Below are 20,185 nucleotides of genomic sequence, written 5' to 3'. Positions count from 1 at the left end.
CCCTTGCTAGCCCGGTGGAAGTATTTAGGTAACAATATTGTTGTGAAAAGCATGAGCGGTGACGAGCGGCAGCTGCGCGAGCAGCATGCGGAGGCGGGCGGCCACGACGGCCAGACCCGCGCCGCCGTCGTGTCGCTGCTGGTGGACGAGGGGCCGATGACCGCCGGCGACATCGCCGAGCGGTTGGGGATCTCGCCCGCGGGCGTCCGCCGTCATCTCGAGATCCTGTCGGCCGACGGGGACATCGAGGTGGCGCCGTCCGGCTTCTCCAAGGCCGGTCCCGGCAAGGGTACGCGGGGCCGCCCGGCCAAGTGGTTCCAGCTCACGCCGGCCGGCCGGGGCAAGCTCCGGCACGCCTACGACGATCTGGCCGGTGCTGTGCTGCGGAAGCTGCGCGACGTCGCCGGTCAGCAGGCGGTCGACGAGTTCGCTCATGAGCGGATCTCGGATCTCGTCTCCGGCGTCGAGCCGGCGCGCGAGTCCGGTTCGGTGATCGCGACGGTTCAGCAGATCGCCGACGCTCTCACCGCGGGCGGCTACTCGGCCGACACGCGCGAAGTCGGCGCGGGCGTCCAGATCTGCCAGCACCACTGCCCGGTCGCCCATGTGGCGTCCGAGTTCCCGGAGCTGTGTGAGGCCGAGACGGCCATGTTCACCGAGCTCCTCGGTACGCACGTGCAGCGGTTGGCGACCATCGCCAACGGCGACTGCGTGTGCACCACGCACGTTCCCGTGCATCTCACGACTCCGGAGGCCGCTCAGCCCGCAGCCTCCGACACCCCCGATGGAAAGGTTCTCCGATGACGGTCACCGATCCCGCCGCCACCCAGTTGACGCAGGAAGAGACCATTGCTTCCTTCGATCGCTACGGTTACGGCTGGTCCGACAGCGATGAGGCAGGTGCGTCCGCCAAGCGCGGTCTGTCCGAGGCCGTCGTCCGCGACATCTCGGACAAGAAGAACGAGCCCGAGTGGATGCTCGACCAACGGCTCAAGGCGCTCCGCATCTTCGACCGCAAGCCGATGCCCAGCTGGGGCGGCGACCTCGACGGCATCGACTTCGACAACATCAAGTACTTCGTGCGCTCGACCGAGAAGCAGGCCGAGTCGTGGGAGGACCTGCCCGAGGACATCAAGAACACTTATGACCGCCTCGGCATCCCGGAGGCCGAGAAGCAGCGTCTGGTCGCCGGCGTCGCCGCGCAGTACGAGTCGGAGGTCGTGTACCACCAGATCCGCGAGGACCTGGAGGAGAAGGGCGTGATCTTCCTCGACACGGACACCGGCCTGCGTGAGCACCCCGAGATCTTCCAGGAGTACTTCGGCAGCGTCATCCCCGCAGGCGACAACAAGTTCTCCGCGCTGAACACCGCGGTGTGGTCGGGCGGCTCGTTCATCTACGTTCCGCCGGGTGTCCACGTGGACATCCCGCTGCAGGCCTACTTCCGCATCAACACCGAGAACATGGGGCAGTTCGAGCGGACGTTGATCATCGTCGACGAGGACGCCTATGTCCATTACGTCGAGGGCTGCACGGCCCCGATCTACAAGTCCGACTCGCTTCATTCGGCCGTGGTCGAGATCGTCGTGAAGAAGGGCGGCCGCTGCCGCTACACGACCATCCAGAACTGGTCGAACAACGTCTACAACCTGGTCACCAAGCGTGCGAAGGCCGAAGAGGGCGCGACCATGGAGTGGATCGACGGCAACATCGGTTCCAAGGTCACCATGAAGTACCCGGCCGTGTGGCTGACCGGTGAGCACGCCAAGGGCGAGGTCCTGTCGGTGGCGTTCGCCGGCGAGGGCCAGCACCAGGACACCGGATCCAAGATGGTCCACCTGGCGCCCAACACGTCGAGCAACATCGTCAGCAAGTCCGTCGCTCGCGGCGGCGGACGGTCGTCGTACCGCGGCCTGATCAAGATCAACCCCGGCGCCCACGGCAGCCGGTCCACCGTGCAGTGCGACGCCCTGCTCGTCGATCAGATCAGCCGCAGCGACACCTACCCGTACGTCGACATCCGCGAGGACGACGTGACGATGGGACACGAGGCCACCGTCTCGAAGGTCAGCGACGATCAGCTCTTCTACCTGATGAGCCGCGGACTGACCGAGCAGGAGGCCATGGCGATGGTGGTCCGCGGATTCGTGGAGCCGATCGCCAAGGAACTCCCGATGGAATACGCACTCGAGCTCAACCGGCTCATCGAACTGCAGATGGAAGGATCGGTCGGCTGATGGCGGACGCTTCCCAGACCACCGCCTCGCCCGTGGTGGTCAACAAGGGTGAACTCTTCACCTCCTACGACGTCGACGCCTTCGAGGTGCCGTCGCAGCGCGAAGAGGCGTGGCGCTTCACGCCGTTCCGCCGGCTGCACGGTCTGCACGACGGTACGGCGCTCGCCACCGGCACCACCTCGGTGCAGGTCAGCGGCGACGCCGAGGGCGTCACCGTCGAGACCGTCGGCCGCGAGGATCCCCGTCTCGGTGAGGCCGGGGTGCCCTTCGACAGGGTCTCCGCCCAGGCTTACTCGTCCTTCGAGAAGGCCACCGTGCTCACGATCGGCCGCGAGGCGCAGATCGCCGATCCGGTGTTCGTCACCGTCGACGGTCCGGGAGCCGACGAGGTCGCCTACTCGCACATCCAGATCCGCGCCGAGGCCTTCTCGAAGGCGGTCGTGGTTCTCGATCAGCGCGGCAGCGGCGTGATCGGCGAGAACGTCGAGATCCTCGCCGCCGACAGCGCGCATCTGACCGTCGTGAACGTCCACGATTGGGAGGACGACGCGACCCACGTCGCCACCCACCACCTGTCGCTGGGACGTGACGCGGTCGTCAAGCACTTCGCGGTCAGCCTCGGTGGACACACCGTGCGGCTCTCGCCGCACGTGCAGTACACCGCGCCCGGCGGCGACGTCGAGCTGTGGGGACTGTACTTCGCCGACGGCGGGCAGCACCTGGAGCAGCGTCTCCTGGTGGACCACTCGCAGCCCAACTGCCGCTCGCACGTCACCTACAAGGGCGCTCTCCAGGGCGACCGGTCGGGCGACAAGCGCAAGGAGGCCCACACCGTCTGGATCGGCGACGTGCTGATCCGGCCGGCCGCCGAGGGCACCGACACCTACGAACTCAACCGGAACCTGGTGCTCACCGACAACGCCCGTGCCGACTCGGTCCCCAACCTGGAGATCGAGACCGGTGAGATCGTCGGCGCCGGTCACGCCAGCGCCACCGGCCGGTTCGACGACGAGCAGTTGTTCTACCTCCAGGCGCGCGGCATCCCCGAAGATCAGGCGCGGCGCCTCGTGGTCCGGGGCTTCTTCGGCGAGGTCCTCGCCAAGATCGCCGTCCCGGAACTGCGCGAGCGGCTCGAATCCGCGATCGAGGCCGAACTCGAGTCGGCCGGCGCCTGACCATCCACACATACTTCGACAAGGAATCACCACAGATGACGACCCTGGAAATCCGCGACCTGCACGTCGACGTCGCGCAGTCCGACGCCGACGCCGAGCCGATCCACATCCTCAAGGGTGTGAACCTCACGGTGCGCTCGGGCGAGACCCACGCGATCATGGGCCCCAACGGGTCCGGCAAGTCGACTCTCTCGTACGCCATCGCCGGTCACCCCAAGTACGAGGTCACCTCGGGATCGATCACCCTGGACGGGGAGAACGTCCTGGAGATGAGCGTCGACGAGCGCGCCCGCGCCGGACTGTTCCTGGCGATGCAGTATCCGGTGGAGGTGCCCGGCGTCTCGATGTCGAACTTCCTGCGCAGCGCGGCCACCGCCGTGCGCGGCGAGGCCCCGAAGCTGCGGCACTGGGTCAAGGAGACCAAGCAGGCGATGGCCGAACTCGAGATCGATCCCGCGTTCGGTGAGCGCAGCGTCAACGAGGGCTTCTCCGGCGGTGAGAAGAAGCGTCACGAGATCCTGCAGCTCGGGCTGCTCAAGCCGAAGATCGCGATTCTCGACGAGACCGACTCGGGTCTGGACGTGGACGCGCTGCGCATCGTCTCCGAAGGCGTGAACGCCTACAAGGAACGCGAGAACGGCGGGATCCTGCTCATCACGCACTACACGCGGATTCTGCGGTACATCAAGCCCGATTACGTCCACGTCTTCGTCGACGGCCGCGTGGTCGAGTCCGCCGGACCCGAGTTGGCCGACGAGCTCGAAGAGAACGGCTACGTGCGGTTCACCGCGGCCGCCGCGAAGTGACGGCCGCCATCTCGATCAACGCGACGAAGGGGGAGTGACATGACCACCGCAGCCGCACTCGACGTCACGGCACTGCGGGCGGACTTCCCGATCCTGTCCCGCACCGTCCGCGACGACAAGCCGCTCGTGTACCTCGACTCCGGGGCCACGTCGCAGCGCCCGCTGCAGGTGCTCGACGCCGAGCGAGACTTCCTGCTGAACCACAACGCCGCGGTTCATCGCGGTGCGCACCAGCTGGCCGAAGAGGCGACCGACGCGTACGAGCACGCGCGCGCGGCGATCGCCGGCTTCGTCGGCGTCGCCGTCGACGAGGTGGTCTTCACCAAGAACGCCACCGAGGCGCTCAACCTGGTGGCGTACACCCTGGGCGATGACCGTTCGGCGCCGGTCTTCGGCGGCAGGGCCCTCGGCCCCGGTGACACGATCGTGGTGACCGAACTGGAGCATCACGCGAATCTGGTGCCGTGGCAGGAGCTGTGCCGCCGCACCGGAGCCACCCTGCGCTGGTACGGAGTGACGGCCGACGGCCGCATCGACATGGACTCGCTGGTACTCGACGAGTCGGTGAAGGTGGTCGCGTTCACTCATCAGTCGAATGTCACCGGCGCCGTCGCCGACGTCGCCGAACTGGTGCGCCGCGCTCACGAGGTGGATGCGCTGGCGGTGCTCGACGCCTGCCAGTCGGTGCCGCACATGCCCGTCGACTTCGCGGCTCTCGGGGTCGACTTCGCGGCCTTCTCCGGGCACAAGATGCTGGGTCCGTCGGGTGTCGGCGTGCTGTACGGCCGCGCGTCTCTGCTGGCTCAGCTGCCGCCCTTCCTCACCGGCGGTTCGATGATCGAGACGGTCACCATGGAGGTGTCCACGTATGCCGCGCCGCCGCAGCGTTTCGAGGCGGGCGTCCCGATGACCTCTCAGGTCGTCGGTCTGGGCGCGGCCGTGGAATACCTCGAGAAGATCGGCATGGACAACGTCGCCGCGCACGAGCACGAGCTCACCGCGCACGCGCTGGAGCGGCTGACGGCGATCGACGGTCTGCGCATCGTCGGTCCCACCACCGCCGAGCGGCGAGGCGGCGCGGTCTCGTTCGACGTCGAGGGCATCCACGCCCACGACCTCGGCCAGATCCTCGACGACGAGGGGGTCGCGATCCGCGTCGGACACCACTGCGCCTGGCCTCTGCACCGGGCCTTCGGCGTTCAGGCCAGTGCGCGCGCATCGTTCGCCGTGTACAACACGCTCGACGAGGTGGACGCGCTCGCCGACGCGATCGGCGTCGCCCAGCGGTTCTTCGGGGGTCGCTGATGCGGATGGAGCAGATGTACCAGGAGGTGATCCTGGACCACTACAAGCATCCGCACGGCCGTGGTCTGCGGGATCCGTACGACGCCGAGGTGCACCACGTGAACCCGACGTGCGGTGACGAGGTGACGCTGCGGGTGTCGGTGGTCGACGACGCCGTCGCCGACATCTCATACGACGGCCAGGGCTGCTCGATCTCCCAGGCCTCGACCTCGGTGCTCTACGACCAGGTGGTCGGGCTGCCCGTCGACGAGGCGCTCGCCACCGTCGATTCGTTCAACGCCATGATGACCTCGCGCGGGACCGATCCCGGCGATGAGGAGGTCATCGGCGACGGCATCGCGCTCGCCGGTGTCAGCAAGTATCCGGCGCGCGTCAAGTGTGCTCTGCTCGGGTGGATGGCGTTCAAGGACGCGCTCTCGCAGAGCCTCGCCACCGAAGTCCCCGATCCCGCCTAGGAGCGACCAATGACCGAGACCAACACCGAAACCACTGCGCCGGCCGAGCCGGTCGCCACCTCGCTCCCGTCGATCGACGACGTCGAGGAGGCGATGCGCGACGTCGTCGACCCGGAGCTGGGCATCAACGTCGTCGACCTCGGGCTCGTGTACGACGTCGCCATCGACCAGGACGCGGCGGTGAAGCTCGATATGACCCTCACCTCGCCGGCGTGCCCGCTCACCGACGTCATCGAGGACCAGACGCGCAATGTGCTGGTGACTTCCGGTCTGTGCACCGAGGTCGACATCAACTGGGTGTGGATCCCGGCGTGGGGGCCCGACAAGATCACCGACGACGGACGCGAGCAGCTGCGCGCCCTCGGCTTCACGGTCTGACCGGAGGCCGCTCGAGCGCCGTGACCGCGGCGCTCCCGAACGGCGACGATCACCGGCACGCGTTCCGCGTGCTGGTGGGTCTGGTCGTTCCCACTGTCGCACTTCTCGTCGCCGGGCGTCCGGAGCTGTTGGTCTACGCCGTCTTCGGTGCCTTCGCAGGGATGTACGGCCGGGGAGAGGGCGGCCGGCGCAGGATCACGCATCAGCTGCAGGCGGCCGGTCTCCTGACGGCGGGCAGTGCGATCGGCGTCGGTCTCTCCGCAGTCTCCGCGCCCGTCTGGGCACTCGTGGTGGCCGAGACGGCGTTCGCGGTCGTGGGCTCGCTGCTCGCCGACGCGGTGCGGCTGCGTCCGGCGGGCCCGTTCTTCTTCATCTTCGCGCTGGGCGCCACCGCGACTGTCCCGGCGGGGCTGGTGGCTCCCGGGGCGGCCGTGGCGATCTGCGCAGGCACGGCACTGCTCGCCGTGGCGATCGGAACGGTCGGTACCCCGGCGCCGTTGCGGGGCAGGCACGGGTGGTTCGCCGGAGTCCGCTCGGTGGTGCGCCGTCCGCCTGCCGGGGTGCGCCTGCACGCGGTCCGGTACGGCGTGGCCGTGGGGGCGGCCGGGTCCATCGGATTGGCGATGGGCTTCGAGCACGCGAATTGGGCGATGGCCGCCGCGGCCGTTCCGCTCGCTGTGATCGACACCGGCCGCCCGGGCGATGCGGAGGTACGCCGAGTCCTCACCCGCGCCGCGCATCGGACAGTCGGCACGATGGCCGGACTCCTGCTGGCGGCGGCGCTCCTGGCACTGGATCTGGGTGCCGGTGCGGTGGCGGTGATCGCGGTCCTTCTGCTCTGGCCGACAGAGTTGTTCATGACGCGCCACTATGCGGTCGCCATCGGGTTCTTCACGCCGCTCATCATGCTGATGACCGAGCTCACCGCTCCGTCGCCGCCGCTGCGGATGCTCACCTTCCGCGCCGTGGACACGTTGATCGGCGTGGCCGTCGGCGTTCTCGTCGCCCTGGTGATCCGCCTGCCCGATCGACGTAGCAGACTGCCCGCCTTCGACGTCCCCCTCGATCCCGTCGGGCTCGATCGGCCGGAGCGAGACGGTCACTCGGGAAGGTGAGCGCGTTCGCCGTCCCGGTCGAAGATCGTCAGAATCTCGGCGGTGGTCCCGTGGGCGACGAAGGCATGCGGCGTCATCGTCGAGAACTCGGCCGCCTCGCCGGCCTGGACGTAGATGATCCGCTCACCGAGAGCCAGCCGCACGCTGCCGGAGAGCACGGTGAACCACTCATGACCGGGATGCACGCGAGGTGTGGGCCACTCCGCCGGCGGTTGGAGCCGCATCTTGGCGACGACGACGCCGGCATCGGCGCGATCGCGCGAGAGGAGCCACGTGATCGCGTCTCCGGAGGAGTGGGCTTCCGGCCGGATGACCACGTCTTCATCGGAGACGGGTTCGACGAGCTGGTCGAGAGACACCCCGAGCGCACGGGCGATCGGCACCAGTTGGTCGAGGGCTACGCGGCGCCCGCCGGTCTCGATCCGGGAGAGCGTCGACGCGCTCATGTCGCATCGGCGGGCGAGTGAGTCGAGGGTCCATCCGCGGGCGAGCCGAAGACTCCGAATCCGGCTCCGCACCAGGGCGTCCAGGTCGGGATCGGAACGTCGATCGAGTTCTTGCGTCATGCGCAAGAGTGTATGCGCTATCTGCAATACCGCGCATACGGTCGATCCATGACGAATTCACGGGAGGCCGGCCCGAACCGGCAGTACGACGTGCTCATCGCGGGCGGGGGACCGGCGGGACTCGGCGCCGCGGTGACCCTGGGCCGCTCACTGCGGACCGTCCTCGTGGTGGACGCGGGTGAACAGCGCAATCGGCCCGCCGAGTCTGCGCACAACGTGCTGGGCCGCGAGGGTACGGCACCCACCGATCTGCTGGCGGCCGGTCGAGCCGAGGCGGCCGGGTACGGCGCCGAGATGTTCGAGGGAACCGTGCTCAGTGCCGAGCGCATCTCCGGCGGGTTCACGCTGAGCCTCTCGTCCGGGGAGACGGTCGGTGCGTACCGGGTGCTCCTGGCGACCGGAGCGGTGGACGAACTACCCGCGATCGAGGGACTGGCCGCTGGTTGGGGGCGGACAGTGCTGCACTGTCCGTACTGCCACGGTTGGGAGGTTCGCGGACGGCGCATCGGCGTGGTCGCGACGAGCCCGATGGCTGAACACCAGGCGCTGCTGTTCCGGCAACTCAGCGAGCATGTGACGGTCTTCGATCACGAGTCCGTCCTCGGTGCGCAAGCGCGTGAACGCTTGACGGCGATGGACGTCCCGGTCGTCGACGGCCGCGTCGACCGGGTGCTGACCGACGGCGACCGAGTCCGGTCCGTCCGTGTCGCGGGTGCGGCGTACGAGGTGGACGCCGTCGCGGTGGCGACCCGCGTACACGCGCGGGGAGAGCTGTTCCAGACCCTGGGCGGCCGCGTGTCGGACCACCCGTTCGGAACGTACATCGAGACCGATGCGACGGGCCGGACGGCAGTCGACGGAGTGTGGGCGGCGGGCAACGCGCGCGACCCGATGGCGATGGTGGGCGCGGCCGCCGCGTCCGGGGTGGCGGCGGGTGCGGCGATCAACGCCGACCTCGTGGACGAGGCGGTCCGGCGGGCCGTCGGCGCGGAACCCCGCGTGGAGAAGTGCCGCGTGCAGGAATAGCACGGCGGCGGATCCGGTTAGATACAGACATGGCAACAATTGATCTGACCGGTGACGACTTCGAGCAGACGATCGTCGACAACGACATCGTCCTCGTGGACTTCTGGGCGAGCTGGTGCGGCCCGTGCCGGCAGTTCGCACCCACGTACAAAGCGGCCTCCGAAAAGCACGACGACATCGTCTTCGGCAAGGTCGACACCGAGGCCGAGCAGCAGTTGGCGGCGGCCGCGAGCATCCGCTCCATCCCGACCATCATGGCGTTCAAGCAGGGTCGGTTGGTCTTCAACGAGGCCGGTGCGCTGCCTCCCCAGGCGCTCGACAGCCTGATCGACCAGGTGAAGGCACTCGACGTCGAGCAGGCCCTCAAGGAGAGCGGCCAGGAGTGACCGGTCGGGACTGACACGGGTGCCACGCCCGGCGAGTGACGGTGTCATTCGCCGGGCGTAGTGCTGTTCGTGGGTCCGGGCCGGGCCCTTTAGGATCTGCCTATGCAGTGGAAACGAGCGGCCGCGGCCGCCGGAGCAGTCGTCAGCCTCTCGGCGGTCACCGCGTGCACCGTGGACGGCACCGCGACGCGCGGACCGATCCAGCTCGATACGGGGAAGTACGCGACCAGTCTGCAGCCTGCTGCGGGGACCGCTGATACGGAGTCGGAGATGAACCGGCTGCGGGCCATGCGGCTGGGCGAAGACATCGCGTTCCGTGACGAGGTCGATCCGGTGCTGACCAAGTTCAGCATGCCGACCTACCCGATCTCCGGCGCGAGCGGACTGCGGGGCGTCTTCTCCGATGCGGCCGACCTGCCGGTCTCGCAGAAGCTGCGTTACGGCTTCACCATGGCCGGCGGGGCGCCGGACGACAGCGACGGTAAGAACCTGCATCAGGGGCTCAATCATGCCGTGCTGGTGTATCCCGATGCGGAGACGGCCGGCGAGGCCGTGTCGGCGATGTCCGGCCAGATGCTCAAGAAGACCTACGGTTCACCGATGCGGCGCACCGACGTCCCGGGGATGCCCGCCGAGACGGTGGCGCTCACGGGGAAGTCGAGCGGCGGCGGTCAGATCACCGTGGCGTTCACCCCGGTGGCAGAGAAGGTGGTCTACACCTGGGCCGACGCCGACGACGGCGGATGGACTCTCGCCGCGGTGCGGTCTGCCTTCACGAAGCAGAAAGCCCTGCTCGATGCGATGAAACCGATCAGCGACGACAAGCGGATCGACCCGAACGGCCTGTTGCGCGCCGTGCTGCCGACGGAGTCGAACGGCGGTTCCGCCTTCTCCGGCTCGGTCGCCGGACCGCGGGCCATCTCGCAGCTGGCGAGCAAGTCGACCGCCACCTTCGCCGACTTGCAGAAGACCGGCGTCACCGAGGCCGCGGTCGGGGGCTCCCTGGTCTTCCGCTCCGGCGGCGACGACCAGGCCGCAGAACTGCTCAAAACCCTCTCCGACGACTCCGACGATCCGACCGCCAAGAAGGCCGACAGCCCGCAGGATCTGCCGTCGGCGGTGTGTCAGACCAGCAAGTCCTCGTTCGGCGACGATCAAGCGACCTGCTTCGTCGCCTACGGCAGCTACGCGGCCCAGGCGGACGGCTCCGATCTGCATGAGGCGCAGCAGAAGATCTCGGCGCAGTACCTGCTGCTGAAACAGCTCTAGCCCTCCTCAGCCGACCCCGACGCGCCGACGACAATGAGGCGGACCACTTCGACGGCGGCGCGGGCCGAGGCGACGGCGACGCGGGCCTTCAGCCGCGGCGGGCACCGCCGGAACACCGCCGCCATCGCGCGCAGCACGCCGGGGGCGTCGGCGTGCGACGACACATAGGCGCGCTGCAGCGGAACCGGGACGCCGAAGAAGGCGTCGAAGAAGCCGACGAGTTCGGCCGGTCTGAGCCGGATGAGGACCAGCAGTCCCAGCAGTCGGAGCGTGAACGCGATACGAGCGGCGCGAGGCCACAACGCGGCGCGTGGATCCCGACGGCCGGCGACAGCCTCGACGACCAGATCGGCGGCGCGCAGAGACTGCGCGACGCTGTATCCGGTCGCCGGATTCATCCGACCGCCGACCGCGCCGATCGCCAGGGCGCCGTCGCCACGCCACGGTCGTGCGTTCGGGTACATCGGAAAATCGACGATCTCGTCCATCCCACCGTGCTGAACCTCCTCGTCGCCGGTCGGCGCGGACAGACGCAGGCGCAGGCGCGCTCGACGGGCCAGTTCGGAGATGCCCAGGGGCGGGCGGGCGGCCAGGCAGGTCTCCTCGACGAGGCGTCCGCGAGCGGTGTCGATCCGGTAGCTGAACGAGGCCGGGTCCGATGAGGTGAGGTTCGATGAGACGGCGTTCGGCCCGGTATCGGCGGGCCGCCAGTCCATCAGCACGGTGGTGTCGGGGTCGTCGCCGTCCGTCGCCCCGACCCGGCCCGCGAGGAATCCGACGGCGGTCTGGCGCGGCGTGTCGGCTCGGCGGTGCCCGGCGGTGCCGCGGGCGTCGACCACATGTCGGCCGGCGAGTACGGAGCCGTCGGCGAGCGTGACCGACGTCGCGGTGAGAGCGGTCGCCGACGAGGCCACGACCGTCACCTCCGACAGCGACAGGGACTGCTGGAACCGCTCCGAGTGGAGCACCAGGTACCCGCGGTCCACCACCCGCCGCTGCGGGGTGAAGACGCAGAACTCGGCGCTGCGGGCGGCCACCGCCCCGGGGTCGAGCCAGGCCGGTGCGTCGTCGGCGTACATGCCGAAGGTCTGCCGCCACACTCGGTGCGGCGCCGGGTCGACGAGCGTCGCGCGCAGCCCCGCCGCGGCGGCGCGGTACGCGAGCGAGCGCCCCGCGGGCCCGGCGCCCACGACGATGACGTCGGCGCTGGGCCCCTCGACGGGCGCGGTCACATCCCGCCGGTGGCCAGCTTGCCGCCGTCGACGCGGATCGTCTCACCGGTGATCCACGACGCCGCGTCGCTCACCAGGAAGGCCACCGTGGCCGCGATGTCCTCGGGAGTGCCCACCCGGTTCATCGGGTAGGTCTGCCCCACGACGTCCTCACCGGCCGCGAGAAGGACGTCGGCGAACTTGGTCTTCACCACGCCGGGGGCGACGGCGTTCACCCGGATCGACGGACCGAGCTGCCACGCGAGCTCCTCGGTGAGATGGATCAGCGCGGCCTTGGACGCGCCGTAGGCCGCGATCAACCCGGTCGGCCGCAGGCCCGCGATCGACGCGATGTTGACGACGGCACCGCCCGAGTCCTTCATTCCCGCTCGGTACGCCTCCTGGACATAGCCGAGAGCCGCGACGACGTTGGTGTCGAAGGTCTTGCGCACCGCCCCGAGATCGGCGTCCATGAGCGGACCCGCGGTCGGATTGATCCCCGTGTTGTTGACGAGGATGTCGATACCGCCGTTCGCCACGGCCGCCGCGACCGCGTCCGCGCGGTGCTCGGGATCGCCGGTGTTGCCCGCGACCGCGGTGACCACCGAACCGGGGACCGCGTCGCGCAGCGCTGCCGCAGCCTCGTCGAGGGGCTCGGGTTTGCGGCCGGTGACGACCACCGCGGCACCTCGGCGCGCGAGTTCGAGGGCGATGGCGTACCCGATGCCTCGGCTGCCGCCGGTGACGAGCGCGGAACGGCCGGTGAGATCGGTGGAGGCTGTATCAGTCATGGCTCAACGGTAGTCCGGGCGCGGGTCCGAGTCCGCGGCCGTCCATGCGCCGAGAACCGATTCGGGGACCGGGCCCGTCATCGGTAGACTGGATCGACGTGATCACCGCGACCGACCTGGAAGTACGAGCGGGCGCGAGGACTCTTCTTTCGGCGCCCGGAGACCACCTGCGCATTCAGCCGGGCGACCGCATCGGGCTGGTCGGCCGGAACGGCGCGGGCAAGACCACCTCGCTGCGCATCCTCGCCGGCGAGACGCAGCCGTACGCCGGAACCGTCCGCACCTCCGGCCCGGTCGGTTACCTGCCGCAGGATCCCAAGGAGGGCGACCTCGACGTCCTCGCGAAGGACCGCGTGCTGTCCGCGCGCGGACTGGACGAGATCCTCGCCTCGATGGGCAAGCAGCAGGCGCTGATGGAGGAGGCCGCGGACGACAGGGTCCGCGACCGTGCGATCGCCAAGTACGCCCGTCTCGAGGAGAGGTTCTCGGCGCTCGGCGGTTACGAGGCCGAAAGCGACGCCGCCCGCATCTGCAACAGCCTCGGTCTGCCCGACCGTGTGCTCGGGCAACCGCTGCGTACCCTCTCCGGCGGTCAGCGTCGCCGGATCGAGTTGGCGCGCATCCTGTTCGCGGCGTCGGACGGCTCGGGCAAGTCGGATACCACGCTGCTCCTCGACGAGCCGACCAACCACCTCGACGCCGACTCGATCGCCTGGCTGCGGACGTTCCTGCAGAACCACGAGGGCGGCCTCGTCGTCATCAGCCACGACGTCGACCTGCTGGCCGACGTGGTGAACCGTGTGTGGTTCCTCGATGCGGTCCGCGGTGAGGCCGACGTCTACAACATGGGCTGGAAGCGGTACCTGGACGCCCGCGCGACCGACGAGCAGCGCCGCAAGCGCGAGCGGGCCAACGCCGAGAAGAAGGCCGGGGCGCTGCGCGTGCAGGCGGCCAAGCTGGGGGCGAAGGCGACCAAGGCCACCGCGGCGCAGCAGATGCTCAAACGTGCCGAGCGCATGATGGACGAGCTCGACGAGGTGCGGGTGGCCGACAAGACCGCGCACATCCGGTTCCCGGAGCCGGCGGCGTGCGGCAAGACGCCGCTGATGGCGTCGAATCTGACCAAGGTGTACGGCTCGCTGGAGATCTTCACCGGCGTCGACCTCGCGATCGACAAGGGGAGCCGGGTGGTGATCCTCGGCCTCAACGGCGCGGGCAAGACCACGCTGCTCAAGTTGCTCGCCGGTGTGGAGAAACCCGACCTCGGTGAACTGGAGCCGGGTCGCGGCCTCAAGATCGGGTACTTCGCACAGGAGCACGACACCCTCGACGACGACGCGACGGTCTGGGAGAACATCCGGCACGCGGCGCCCGACGCCGGTGAACAGGATCTGCGGGGGCTGCTCGGAGCGTTCATGTTCACCGGTCCGCAGCTGGACCAGCCGGCCGGGACGCTCTCGGGCGGTGAGAAGACCCGTCTGGCGCTCGCCGGGCTGGTGTCCTCGGCCGCCAACGTCCTGCTGCTCGACGAGCCGACGAACAACCTCGATCCGGTCTCCCGAGAGCAGGTGCTGGAGGCACTGCGCAGTTACACCGGGGCCGTGGTTCTGGTGACACACGACCCCGGTGCCGCGGAGGCTCTGGAGCCTCAGCGGGTGATCCTCCTGCCCGACGGCACCGAGGACCACTGGTCCGACGAATACCAGGAGCTCATCGAGCTCGCCTGAGCGGACGCGCCCCCGGGTGCGCCGGGTTCAGTCGATGCGGCCCGAGGGGACCGACCGCAGGGGCACCCGGTCGGCGGGGTTCCGCGGTGCCACATAGTCGACGGGGATGTCGTACACGGTGAGGTCGGTCTCCTCGCCCTTCTTGATCCACACCCGGTGCGGTGTCAGGTCGAGCTGGTATCCCGCGGGGGCCGCGTCCTCGAGGAGGTCGTAGCAGCCGGGATCCAGACCGCGGAACGCTGTTCCCTGATCGCCGGAGGTGAGTGCCGCGACATAGTTACCGCTGCACGTGACGACCCGGAACTTCGCTCCCTGCAACGGTTCCCCGGTGACGCGGTCGCGCTTGGTGACCCCGAGGACACCGTTGGTCGGTTCCTGCTGGTCCTTGGCGACGCGGATCCGGCGCTCCAGATTGCGACCGGCGACGATCACGCCGTCGAAGTCGTCGGCGGGCTCGAGCAGATGGTAGCCGGCCGGTGGCGCCACGACGGTGAACCGGTAGTAGCCCTCGGGCAGAGTCACCTGCGCGGGGGTGGTGACGGTGCCGGGATGGTGCCGCGGGGCGTCGAACCGGATGATGGCGCCCGGGACCATCAGTCCGGCCTGCACGTCGTCGGCCCAGACCACCAGCACCCCGGTCTTCTTCTCGGGCCGGGTGGTCGGGGGCGCGGTGCTCGTCTCACTGGGCGGCGTCCCGGTGTCGGACGAGGGCGGCGTCGTACTCTCGGTCGGGCTGCCGGTGGGGGTCGCGGTCTCCGTGGGGCTCGACGTCACCTCGGTCGGAGCGGCCGTCTCGGCAGTGGTCTGCGCCGTGGTGGGCGCGGACTCCGTGGCGGGAACGTCCGCCCAGGCGGCGGCGGGGGTGAGAGCCGCGCACATCACGGCGGCGGCGAGGATCGCGGGTACTCCGCGGCGGTTGATCTTCATGGTGGTCTCCTGATGAGTGTGTGAATGGTCGGTAGCGGTCCGCGTCACGCGGGTGCGGCGAAGACGACGACGTTGTCGCGGTAACCGAGGGGCGGGCCGATGAACGGGCCGCCGCAGGTGATGAGTGCGAGAGTCTCCGGGCCGGTCCGTCGATTGAGTTCGTCCACCGGCAGTCCGTCGCGGCCGGTGGACTCCTTGTCGGCGAGCACCGACCGGGTGACGTGGTAGACGTGCCGGTGTCCGTCCGCGGTGGTGACGTCGACGGCGTCACCGGTTTTGAGGCCGGAGAACCGTGCGGCGAAGCCCTTTCCCTGCTTCACGTCGTCGACGTGCCCGGTCATCACCACGGTCCCGGAGCCGGACCCGGGCAGCGACGAGTCGACCCACCAGCCGAGACGGTGGACATCCTGGGGAGGCAGGAGAACCCCTGCCGTGTCGGTGGCCACCGCGTCGGTCGGCGCCGTCGCACCGTCGACGGTGACCCGGATCGGCGACGACGGTTCGTCCGAGCGGGCGGACACCGGAGCGGGCAGATTGGCCTGAGCACTGCCGGAGGTGGGTGCCTGCCGGTCGGAGGTCGCCGAGCATCCGGACGAGAGGGCGAGCGCGGCGGCGACCGCGACTGCGGCCGCCGCCCGATGGATCTTCATGTGGGCTCCTCGCTGTGCGCGTGGCCGCACCTGCTGTGCGGCCGCTGTGCGTGCCCCGACACTGGTGAGATCGGGTCCGCGCACGCGGCGTTAACGAGGATCAGACGTCAGTCGTTCAGCTGAATGACTCCAGTACCCGCTTCCGGAGTTCGCCCTTGACCAGCTTGCCGGTCGGGGTCCGCGGCAGGTCGTCCACGAAGCGGATCTCCTTGGGGACCTTGAACGACGCGAGTTCGGCCTTCGCGAAGTCGACGAGTTCGGCGGCGAGGCGATCGGAGGCCTCGGCGCCGTCGACCAGTTGGACGAAGCCCACCGGTCGCTCTCCGAGATCGTCGTCGGGCAGGCCGATCACGCCGACGTCGTATACCGCCGGGTGGTTGATGAGGACGTTCTCCGACTCCTGCGGGTAGATGTTGACGCCGCCGGAGATGATCGTGAAGGCCTGGCGGTCGGTGAGGTAGAGGAAGCCCTCGTCGTCCACGTAACCGAGGTCGCCGGTGGTCGCCCAGTTCGCATGCCCCGGGTGCTGCGCCTGCGCCGTCTTCGCCGGATCGTTGTGATAGACGAAGGGCATCTCGTCGCGCTCGAAATAGACGGTCCCGACCTCTCCGGCGGGCAGCGGTTCACCGTCGGGACCACAGATGTGCACCACTCCGAGGACGGCTCTGCCGACCGAGCCGGGGTGGGTCGACGAGTCCGCCGATCCGATCAGCGTGACGCCCGCGGCTTCGGTGGCCGCGTAGTACTCGTTGATCACCGGTCCCCACCAGTCGATCATTCTGCGCTTCACCTCCGCCGGACACGGAGCGGCGGCGTGAATGGCGACCTTCATGCTCGAGACGTCGTACCGGTCGCGGACCTCGTCCGGCAGCTTCAGCATCCGGACGAACATGGTGGGCACCCACTGACTGTGCGTCACGGAGTATTCGTCGATGTACCGCAGGGCCGTCTCCGGCTCGAAGTGGTCCATCACGATCACCGTCCCGCCCAGAGCGTTCGTCATCGCGCAGTACCGAAGGGGAGCGGCGTGGTACAGCGGCGCCGGCGACAGGTAGACGGTGTCGGGGCCGAATCCGTACACCGGGCCGAACACCTGCGATATGAGGTCGGGGGCCTCGTCGACCTGGACGCCGGGCAGCGACGGCTTGATTCCCTTGGGCCGCCCGGTGGTTCCCGAGGAGTAAAGCATGTCGGCGCCGCGGGGCTGGTCGGTCAGCGGGGCGTCCGACGCAGCGGCCAGCACCTCCGGGTAGTCGAGGAAACCGTCGACCGGCCCGCCCCAGGCCACCCGCCGGGAATCGTCGGACAGGGCCTCGATGCGGTGGGCCTCGGAGACGGCGCCCGCCACCGCGGCCGAGGTGAAGACCGCGCGCGCATCGCAGTCGTCGAGGATGTAGTTCACCTCCGCCGGGGTGAGGTGGTGGTTCACGGCGGTGACGTACATGCCGGAGCGGACCGCGGCCCAGTACACGTCGAAGACGCGCAGATCGTTGTCGGAGACGATCGCTATGGTGTCGCCCCGACCGATTCCCAGGTCGTGCAGGTGATTGGCGATTCTGGTGGAGTTGTCCGTGAGCTCTCGATAGGTGACGCGCTCACCCGTCGACGGGCGGATCAGCGCAGGCTTGTCCGGTGTGGTCGCGGCGAAGGTTCCTGGGTACACGGGCACTCCTGAAGTGAGGGACGTCTCACCGACGACCGTACCGAGTAATCGCTCGCTCAGGAGTGCTTTGCCGTCACGCCGCTTCCACGCGGTAGGAGACCGCCTGCAGCAGGATCGCGCCCACATCCTTGGGGTCGCGTGCGATGAACGAGCTGCCGCCGGTGGCCTCGGCGATCTGCTTGAGCGCACCGGCGTCGGCGTCCTCCGAGATGCCGACCGCGATGATCGGGATGCGCCGCGCGGGGTTCTTCATGATGTTCAGCTCCGACACCAGATGCCCCAGCGTGATGCTGTCGCGATCCTCGTTGCGGCCGTCGGTCATGATGATCACGCTGTTGGAGTACGCGGGGTCGTATGAGTCGTACACGGTCTTGAACGCCGCGAGCGCGGTGTCGTAGAGACCGGTGCCGCCGCCGACGTGCCCCAGCGTGTCGCGGATGGAGTCGGCGAGGCGGTCGCGGTTGGTACGGCCTCCCTCGATCTCGGAGATCGGCGCGATCGGCATCACCTCCCGATAGTCCTGGCCGGGGCCGCCGCGGTCGATGCTGAACTCCCAGTAGCCCAGCGCGGTGTTCTTGGGGAACCGGCCCAGTCCGAACAGCGAGGCCTCCCGGAGGAAGGCCGCGCGCGAACGGCCTCCGGCGTCGAGCGCCATCGAGCCGGACACGTCCTGCACCACGAGCGCCCGGATCGGCTGGGTGAGTGCGGTCCACTTCCGCAGGATGTTGTCGACGAGTTCCCTGGCCGGCTGCTTGATCACGGTGACGTCCTGGACGCCGGTTCCGTCGGCCGGCGGCTCGCCGTCCGGAGAGCGGATGCCCATCTCCTCCCGGATCCGGCGACCACTGTCGGTCTGCAGGGTGGCCACCAGCGCGTCGATCGCGTCGCCGGCCAGCGCTTGATCGTCGGGTTGCGCGACATTGGCGGCCCGATAGTCCAGGGCCACCGTGCCGGACCGCGGCACGGCCACCTCGAGATCGGACGCGGGATGGGCGCGCTTGAACTCGGTGTAGGCGCGTTCGGTGGTGAGGGTGGCCGTCGGCGCGGGAGCGGCGGCGGTCTGCGCGAGATCGGGGGAGGCGTCGTTGTCGTTCATCATCAGGGCCCGCTTGGTCAGGAACTCCACCAGCTCCCGGTGCGTCAGCGAGCCCGACGACACCTCGGAGAGCGCTCCGATCACCGCGGCGTTGCTGACGTCGCTGCGGGCCGGCGGAGCCACTCGCAGTCCGGGCGAGGTGAGCACGTCGGTCCACGCGGGCATCGCCGGGAGTTCACGGCCGGCCACCACCACCGGGGAGACGCCGAGCGACGGTCCGACGTCGGCCCACGTCCGGCCGAGTGCGGCGCGCACCTGCCGGACGCGCGCCTGCGACTCAGCGATCCAGATCTGCGGTGCGTTCCGGTCGGTGAGGCGTTCGGAGGTGTGGCTCGGCGGCACGGCCTGCACGGTGAAGTCGAAACAGCTGTCCGCCTCGGTCTGCTTCGACAGGGCGGTGACGTAGTCGGCGACGTCCTGGTCGGCGATGACCGACACCGGTCGCACCTGAGAACAGCCGCCGTGCCCGCCCCGCCAGACCGCGTACACTCCGCCCGCCAGCAGCGCGGCCAGCACCAGGGAGAGCCCGACCCGCGCGCGGGTGCCGGGGCGCCGTCGCCGGCGGCTCCCGGCGGACTCCCGCGGTGGATCGGAAGCGGGACGCGCGGCGTTTCGGTGTTGGCCCATGTCGGGTCGACCCCTCCTTGTGAATTCCTCGAGAGTGCGAGAGAAGGCTAGCCCATGCGTGAGATGGGACACGTCGGGGGTGCCGAGTACCGCCGATTACGCCCGTCGGCGCGACGGGCACGGACGTCATGAGCACCACGGCCGCGCACAGCAACGGGCCCGGACCTTCGGCGGTCGAAGGTCCGGGCCCGTTGCGCCGGTCACTCGCCCGCGGGTACGCGGACCGAGGCCTCGACGAGGTCGAGGACGGCATGCAGATCGTCGGTCGACTGACCCGAGGCCAACCGTGTGACCAGGCCGTCGAGGATGACGTCCAGGTAGGTGACGAGCACCTCCGGGGGGACGTCCTTGCGGAGACTGCCCGCACGGCGCTTGCGCTCCAGGCGGGCGAGGGTGGCGGCCTCGCGGTCGGCGCTCTGCGCCTCCCAGGCCTCACGGAAGCCGGGATCGGTGCGGATCTTCCGCACGATCTCCAGCCGCGTGCTCAGCCAGTCGAAGTCCTTCGGCCGCGCGAGGATGTCGCGCATCACCTGGACCAGACCCTCGTGCGAGGCGACCTCGGCCATCCGCTCCGCGTCTTCGCGTGCCAGCGCCAAGAACAGGGCTTCCTTGTCCTTGAAGTGGTGGAAGATCGCACCGCGGGAGAGGCCGGTCGCCTCTTCGAGACGTTTGACCGTCGCTCCGTCGTAACCGTATTCGGCGAAACAATGCCGCGCGCCGTCGAGGATCTCTCGACGACGCGCGGCAAGACGGTCATCGCTGACCCGTGGCATGA

Annotated in this window: 20 protein-coding genes; 12 read left to right on the top strand and 8 right to left on the bottom strand. The window is 69.2% G+C overall.

The features are described from left to right. Positions 1-51: 51 nt before the first annotated feature. From ACE11G_RS09090 to ACE11G_RS09055, 8 genes are read left to right on the top strand one after another with little or no spacing between them, the layout of a single operon-like run. Positions 52-804 carry a metalloregulator ArsR/SmtB family transcription factor gene (locus ACE11G_RS09090; RefSeq protein WP_278127307.1) on the top strand — a complete coding sequence of 251 codons (753 nt, stop codon included), beginning with the start codon at positions 52-54 and terminating at the stop codon, positions 802-804. Beyond that, positions 801-2,237, top strand: a complete 1,437-nt coding sequence (gene sufB, locus ACE11G_RS09085) for a Fe-S cluster assembly protein SufB (protein WP_006894862.1) — start codon at positions 801-803, stop codon at positions 2,235-2,237. The genes ACE11G_RS09090 and sufB overlap by 4 nt, the downstream gene beginning before the upstream one ends. Beyond that, positions 2,237-3,412: a Fe-S cluster assembly protein SufD gene (gene sufD, locus ACE11G_RS09080; RefSeq protein WP_375001896.1), complete on the top strand. Its 1,176-nt coding sequence runs from the start codon at positions 2,237-2,239 to the stop codon at positions 3,410-3,412. The genes sufB and sufD overlap by 1 nt, the downstream gene beginning before the upstream one ends. A 35-nt stretch (positions 3,413-3,447) precedes the next feature. Further along, complete coding sequence (gene sufC, locus ACE11G_RS09075; protein ID WP_006894864.1) at positions 3,448-4,218, top strand: Fe-S cluster assembly ATPase SufC; 771 nt, start codon at positions 3,448-3,450, stop codon at positions 4,216-4,218. 39 nt (positions 4,219-4,257) lie between these two features. Further along, the gene (locus ACE11G_RS09070; protein ID WP_375001894.1) at positions 4,258-5,523 is read left to right on the top strand and encodes a cysteine desulfurase; all 1,266 of its coding nucleotides are present in this window, start codon (positions 4,258-4,260) and stop codon (positions 5,521-5,523) included. Next, positions 5,523-5,978 carry a Fe-S cluster assembly sulfur transfer protein SufU gene (gene sufU, locus ACE11G_RS09065; RefSeq protein WP_006894866.1) on the top strand — a complete coding sequence of 152 codons (456 nt, stop codon included), beginning with the start codon at positions 5,523-5,525 and terminating at the stop codon, positions 5,976-5,978. The genes ACE11G_RS09070 and sufU overlap by 1 nt, the downstream gene beginning before the upstream one ends. 9 nt (positions 5,979-5,987) lie before the next feature. After that, positions 5,988-6,356 (top strand): metal-sulfur cluster assembly factor, encoded by a 369-nt coding sequence (locus ACE11G_RS09060; RefSeq protein ID WP_006894867.1) that lies wholly within the window; start codon positions 5,988-5,990, stop codon positions 6,354-6,356. A 20-nt stretch (positions 6,357-6,376) separates the two neighbouring features. Beyond that, a complete protein-coding gene (locus ACE11G_RS09055) occupies positions 6,377-7,471 on the top strand; it encodes an FUSC family protein (protein WP_375001891.1) in 1,095 nt (364 codons plus the stop codon). On the opposite strand, the gene ACE11G_RS09050 is transcribed toward ACE11G_RS09055, so the two are convergent. Beyond that, positions 7,456-8,037 carry a helix-turn-helix domain-containing protein gene (locus ACE11G_RS09050; protein ID WP_045539139.1) on the bottom strand — a complete coding sequence of 194 codons (582 nt, stop codon included), beginning with the start codon at positions 8,035-8,037 and terminating at the stop codon, positions 7,456-7,458. The genes ACE11G_RS09055 and ACE11G_RS09050 overlap by 16 nt on opposite strands. A 48-nt stretch (positions 8,038-8,085) precedes the next feature. Between ACE11G_RS09050 and ACE11G_RS09045 the strand changes: the two genes are divergently transcribed. The 3 genes from ACE11G_RS09045 (at position 8,086) to ACE11G_RS09035 (ending at position 10,718) form a co-directional block, all read left to right on the top strand. Continuing rightward, complete coding sequence (locus tag ACE11G_RS09045; protein WP_375001888.1) at positions 8,086-9,063, top strand: NAD(P)/FAD-dependent oxidoreductase; 978 nt, start codon at positions 8,086-8,088, stop codon at positions 9,061-9,063. Positions 9,064-9,092: 29 nt separating this feature from the next. Continuing rightward, on the top strand, positions 9,093-9,449 hold the full coding sequence (trxA, locus tag ACE11G_RS09040) for a thioredoxin (RefSeq protein WP_062367498.1): 357 nt from the start codon (positions 9,093-9,095) through the stop codon (positions 9,447-9,449). 102 nt (positions 9,450-9,551) lie between these two features. Continuing rightward, positions 9,552-10,718: a PTS sugar transporter subunit IIA gene (locus tag ACE11G_RS09035; protein ID WP_222110806.1), complete on the top strand. Its 1,167-nt coding sequence runs from the start codon at positions 9,552-9,554 to the stop codon at positions 10,716-10,718. Here the strand turns inward: ACE11G_RS09035 and ACE11G_RS09030 are convergent. Next, positions 10,715-11,950, bottom strand: coding sequence for a lycopene cyclase family protein (locus ACE11G_RS09030; RefSeq protein WP_222110805.1), 1,236 nt, complete (start codon positions 11,948-11,950; stop codon positions 10,715-10,717). The two genes, ACE11G_RS09035 and ACE11G_RS09030, sit on opposite strands and share 4 nt — an antisense overlap. Then, the gene (locus ACE11G_RS09025; RefSeq protein WP_062367495.1) at positions 11,947-12,720 is read right to left on the bottom strand and encodes an SDR family oxidoreductase; all 774 of its coding nucleotides are present in this window, start codon (positions 12,718-12,720) and stop codon (positions 11,947-11,949) included. Before ACE11G_RS09025 ends, ACE11G_RS09030 begins: the two co-directional genes overlap by 4 nt. Positions 12,721-12,818: 98 nt before the next feature. Here ACE11G_RS09025 and ACE11G_RS09020 point away from each other — a divergent pair, with 98 nt between their 5' ends. After that, complete coding sequence (locus ACE11G_RS09020) at positions 12,819-14,447, top strand: ABC-F family ATP-binding cassette domain-containing protein (protein WP_045540187.1); 1,629 nt, start codon at positions 12,819-12,821, stop codon at positions 14,445-14,447. A 27-nt stretch (positions 14,448-14,474) separates the two neighbouring features. Here the strand turns inward: ACE11G_RS09020 and ACE11G_RS09015 are convergent, their stop codons facing one another. The 5 genes from ACE11G_RS09015 to ACE11G_RS08995 all read right to left on the bottom strand — a co-directional run bounded on the left by ACE11G_RS09015 (position 14,475) and on the right by ACE11G_RS08995 (position 20,183). Beyond that, the gene (locus tag ACE11G_RS09015; protein WP_375001885.1) at positions 14,475-15,374 is read right to left on the bottom strand and encodes a collagen binding domain-containing protein; all 900 of its coding nucleotides are present in this window, start codon (positions 15,372-15,374) and stop codon (positions 14,475-14,477) included. A 44-nt stretch (positions 15,375-15,418) separates the two neighbouring features. Then, entirely contained in the window at positions 15,419-16,024 is a 606-nt protein-coding gene (locus tag ACE11G_RS09010; RefSeq protein WP_045540183.1) for a class F sortase, read from the bottom strand. A gap of 115 nt (positions 16,025-16,139) precedes the next feature. Then, on the bottom strand, positions 16,140-17,687 hold the full coding sequence (locus ACE11G_RS09005; protein WP_278127317.1) for an acyl-CoA synthetase: 1,548 nt from the start codon (positions 17,685-17,687) through the stop codon (positions 16,140-16,142). Between the two features lie 73 nt (positions 17,688-17,760). Next, a complete protein-coding gene (locus tag ACE11G_RS09000) occupies positions 17,761-19,410 on the bottom strand; it encodes a substrate-binding domain-containing protein (RefSeq protein ID WP_006894879.1) in 1,650 nt (549 codons plus the stop codon). Positions 19,411-19,610: 200 nt separating this feature from the next. Then, entirely contained in the window at positions 19,611-20,183 is a 573-nt protein-coding gene (locus ACE11G_RS08995) for a TetR/AcrR family transcriptional regulator (protein ID WP_006894880.1), read from the bottom strand. Positions 20,184-20,185 lie beyond the last annotated feature (2 nt).

It is taken from the genome of Gordonia sp. PS3 (assembly GCF_041950545.1).
Lineage (GTDB): Bacteria > Actinomycetota > Actinomycetes > Mycobacteriales > Mycobacteriaceae > Gordonia > Gordonia sihwensis.
This window is presented reverse-complemented; position numbering and strand designations above follow the sequence as displayed.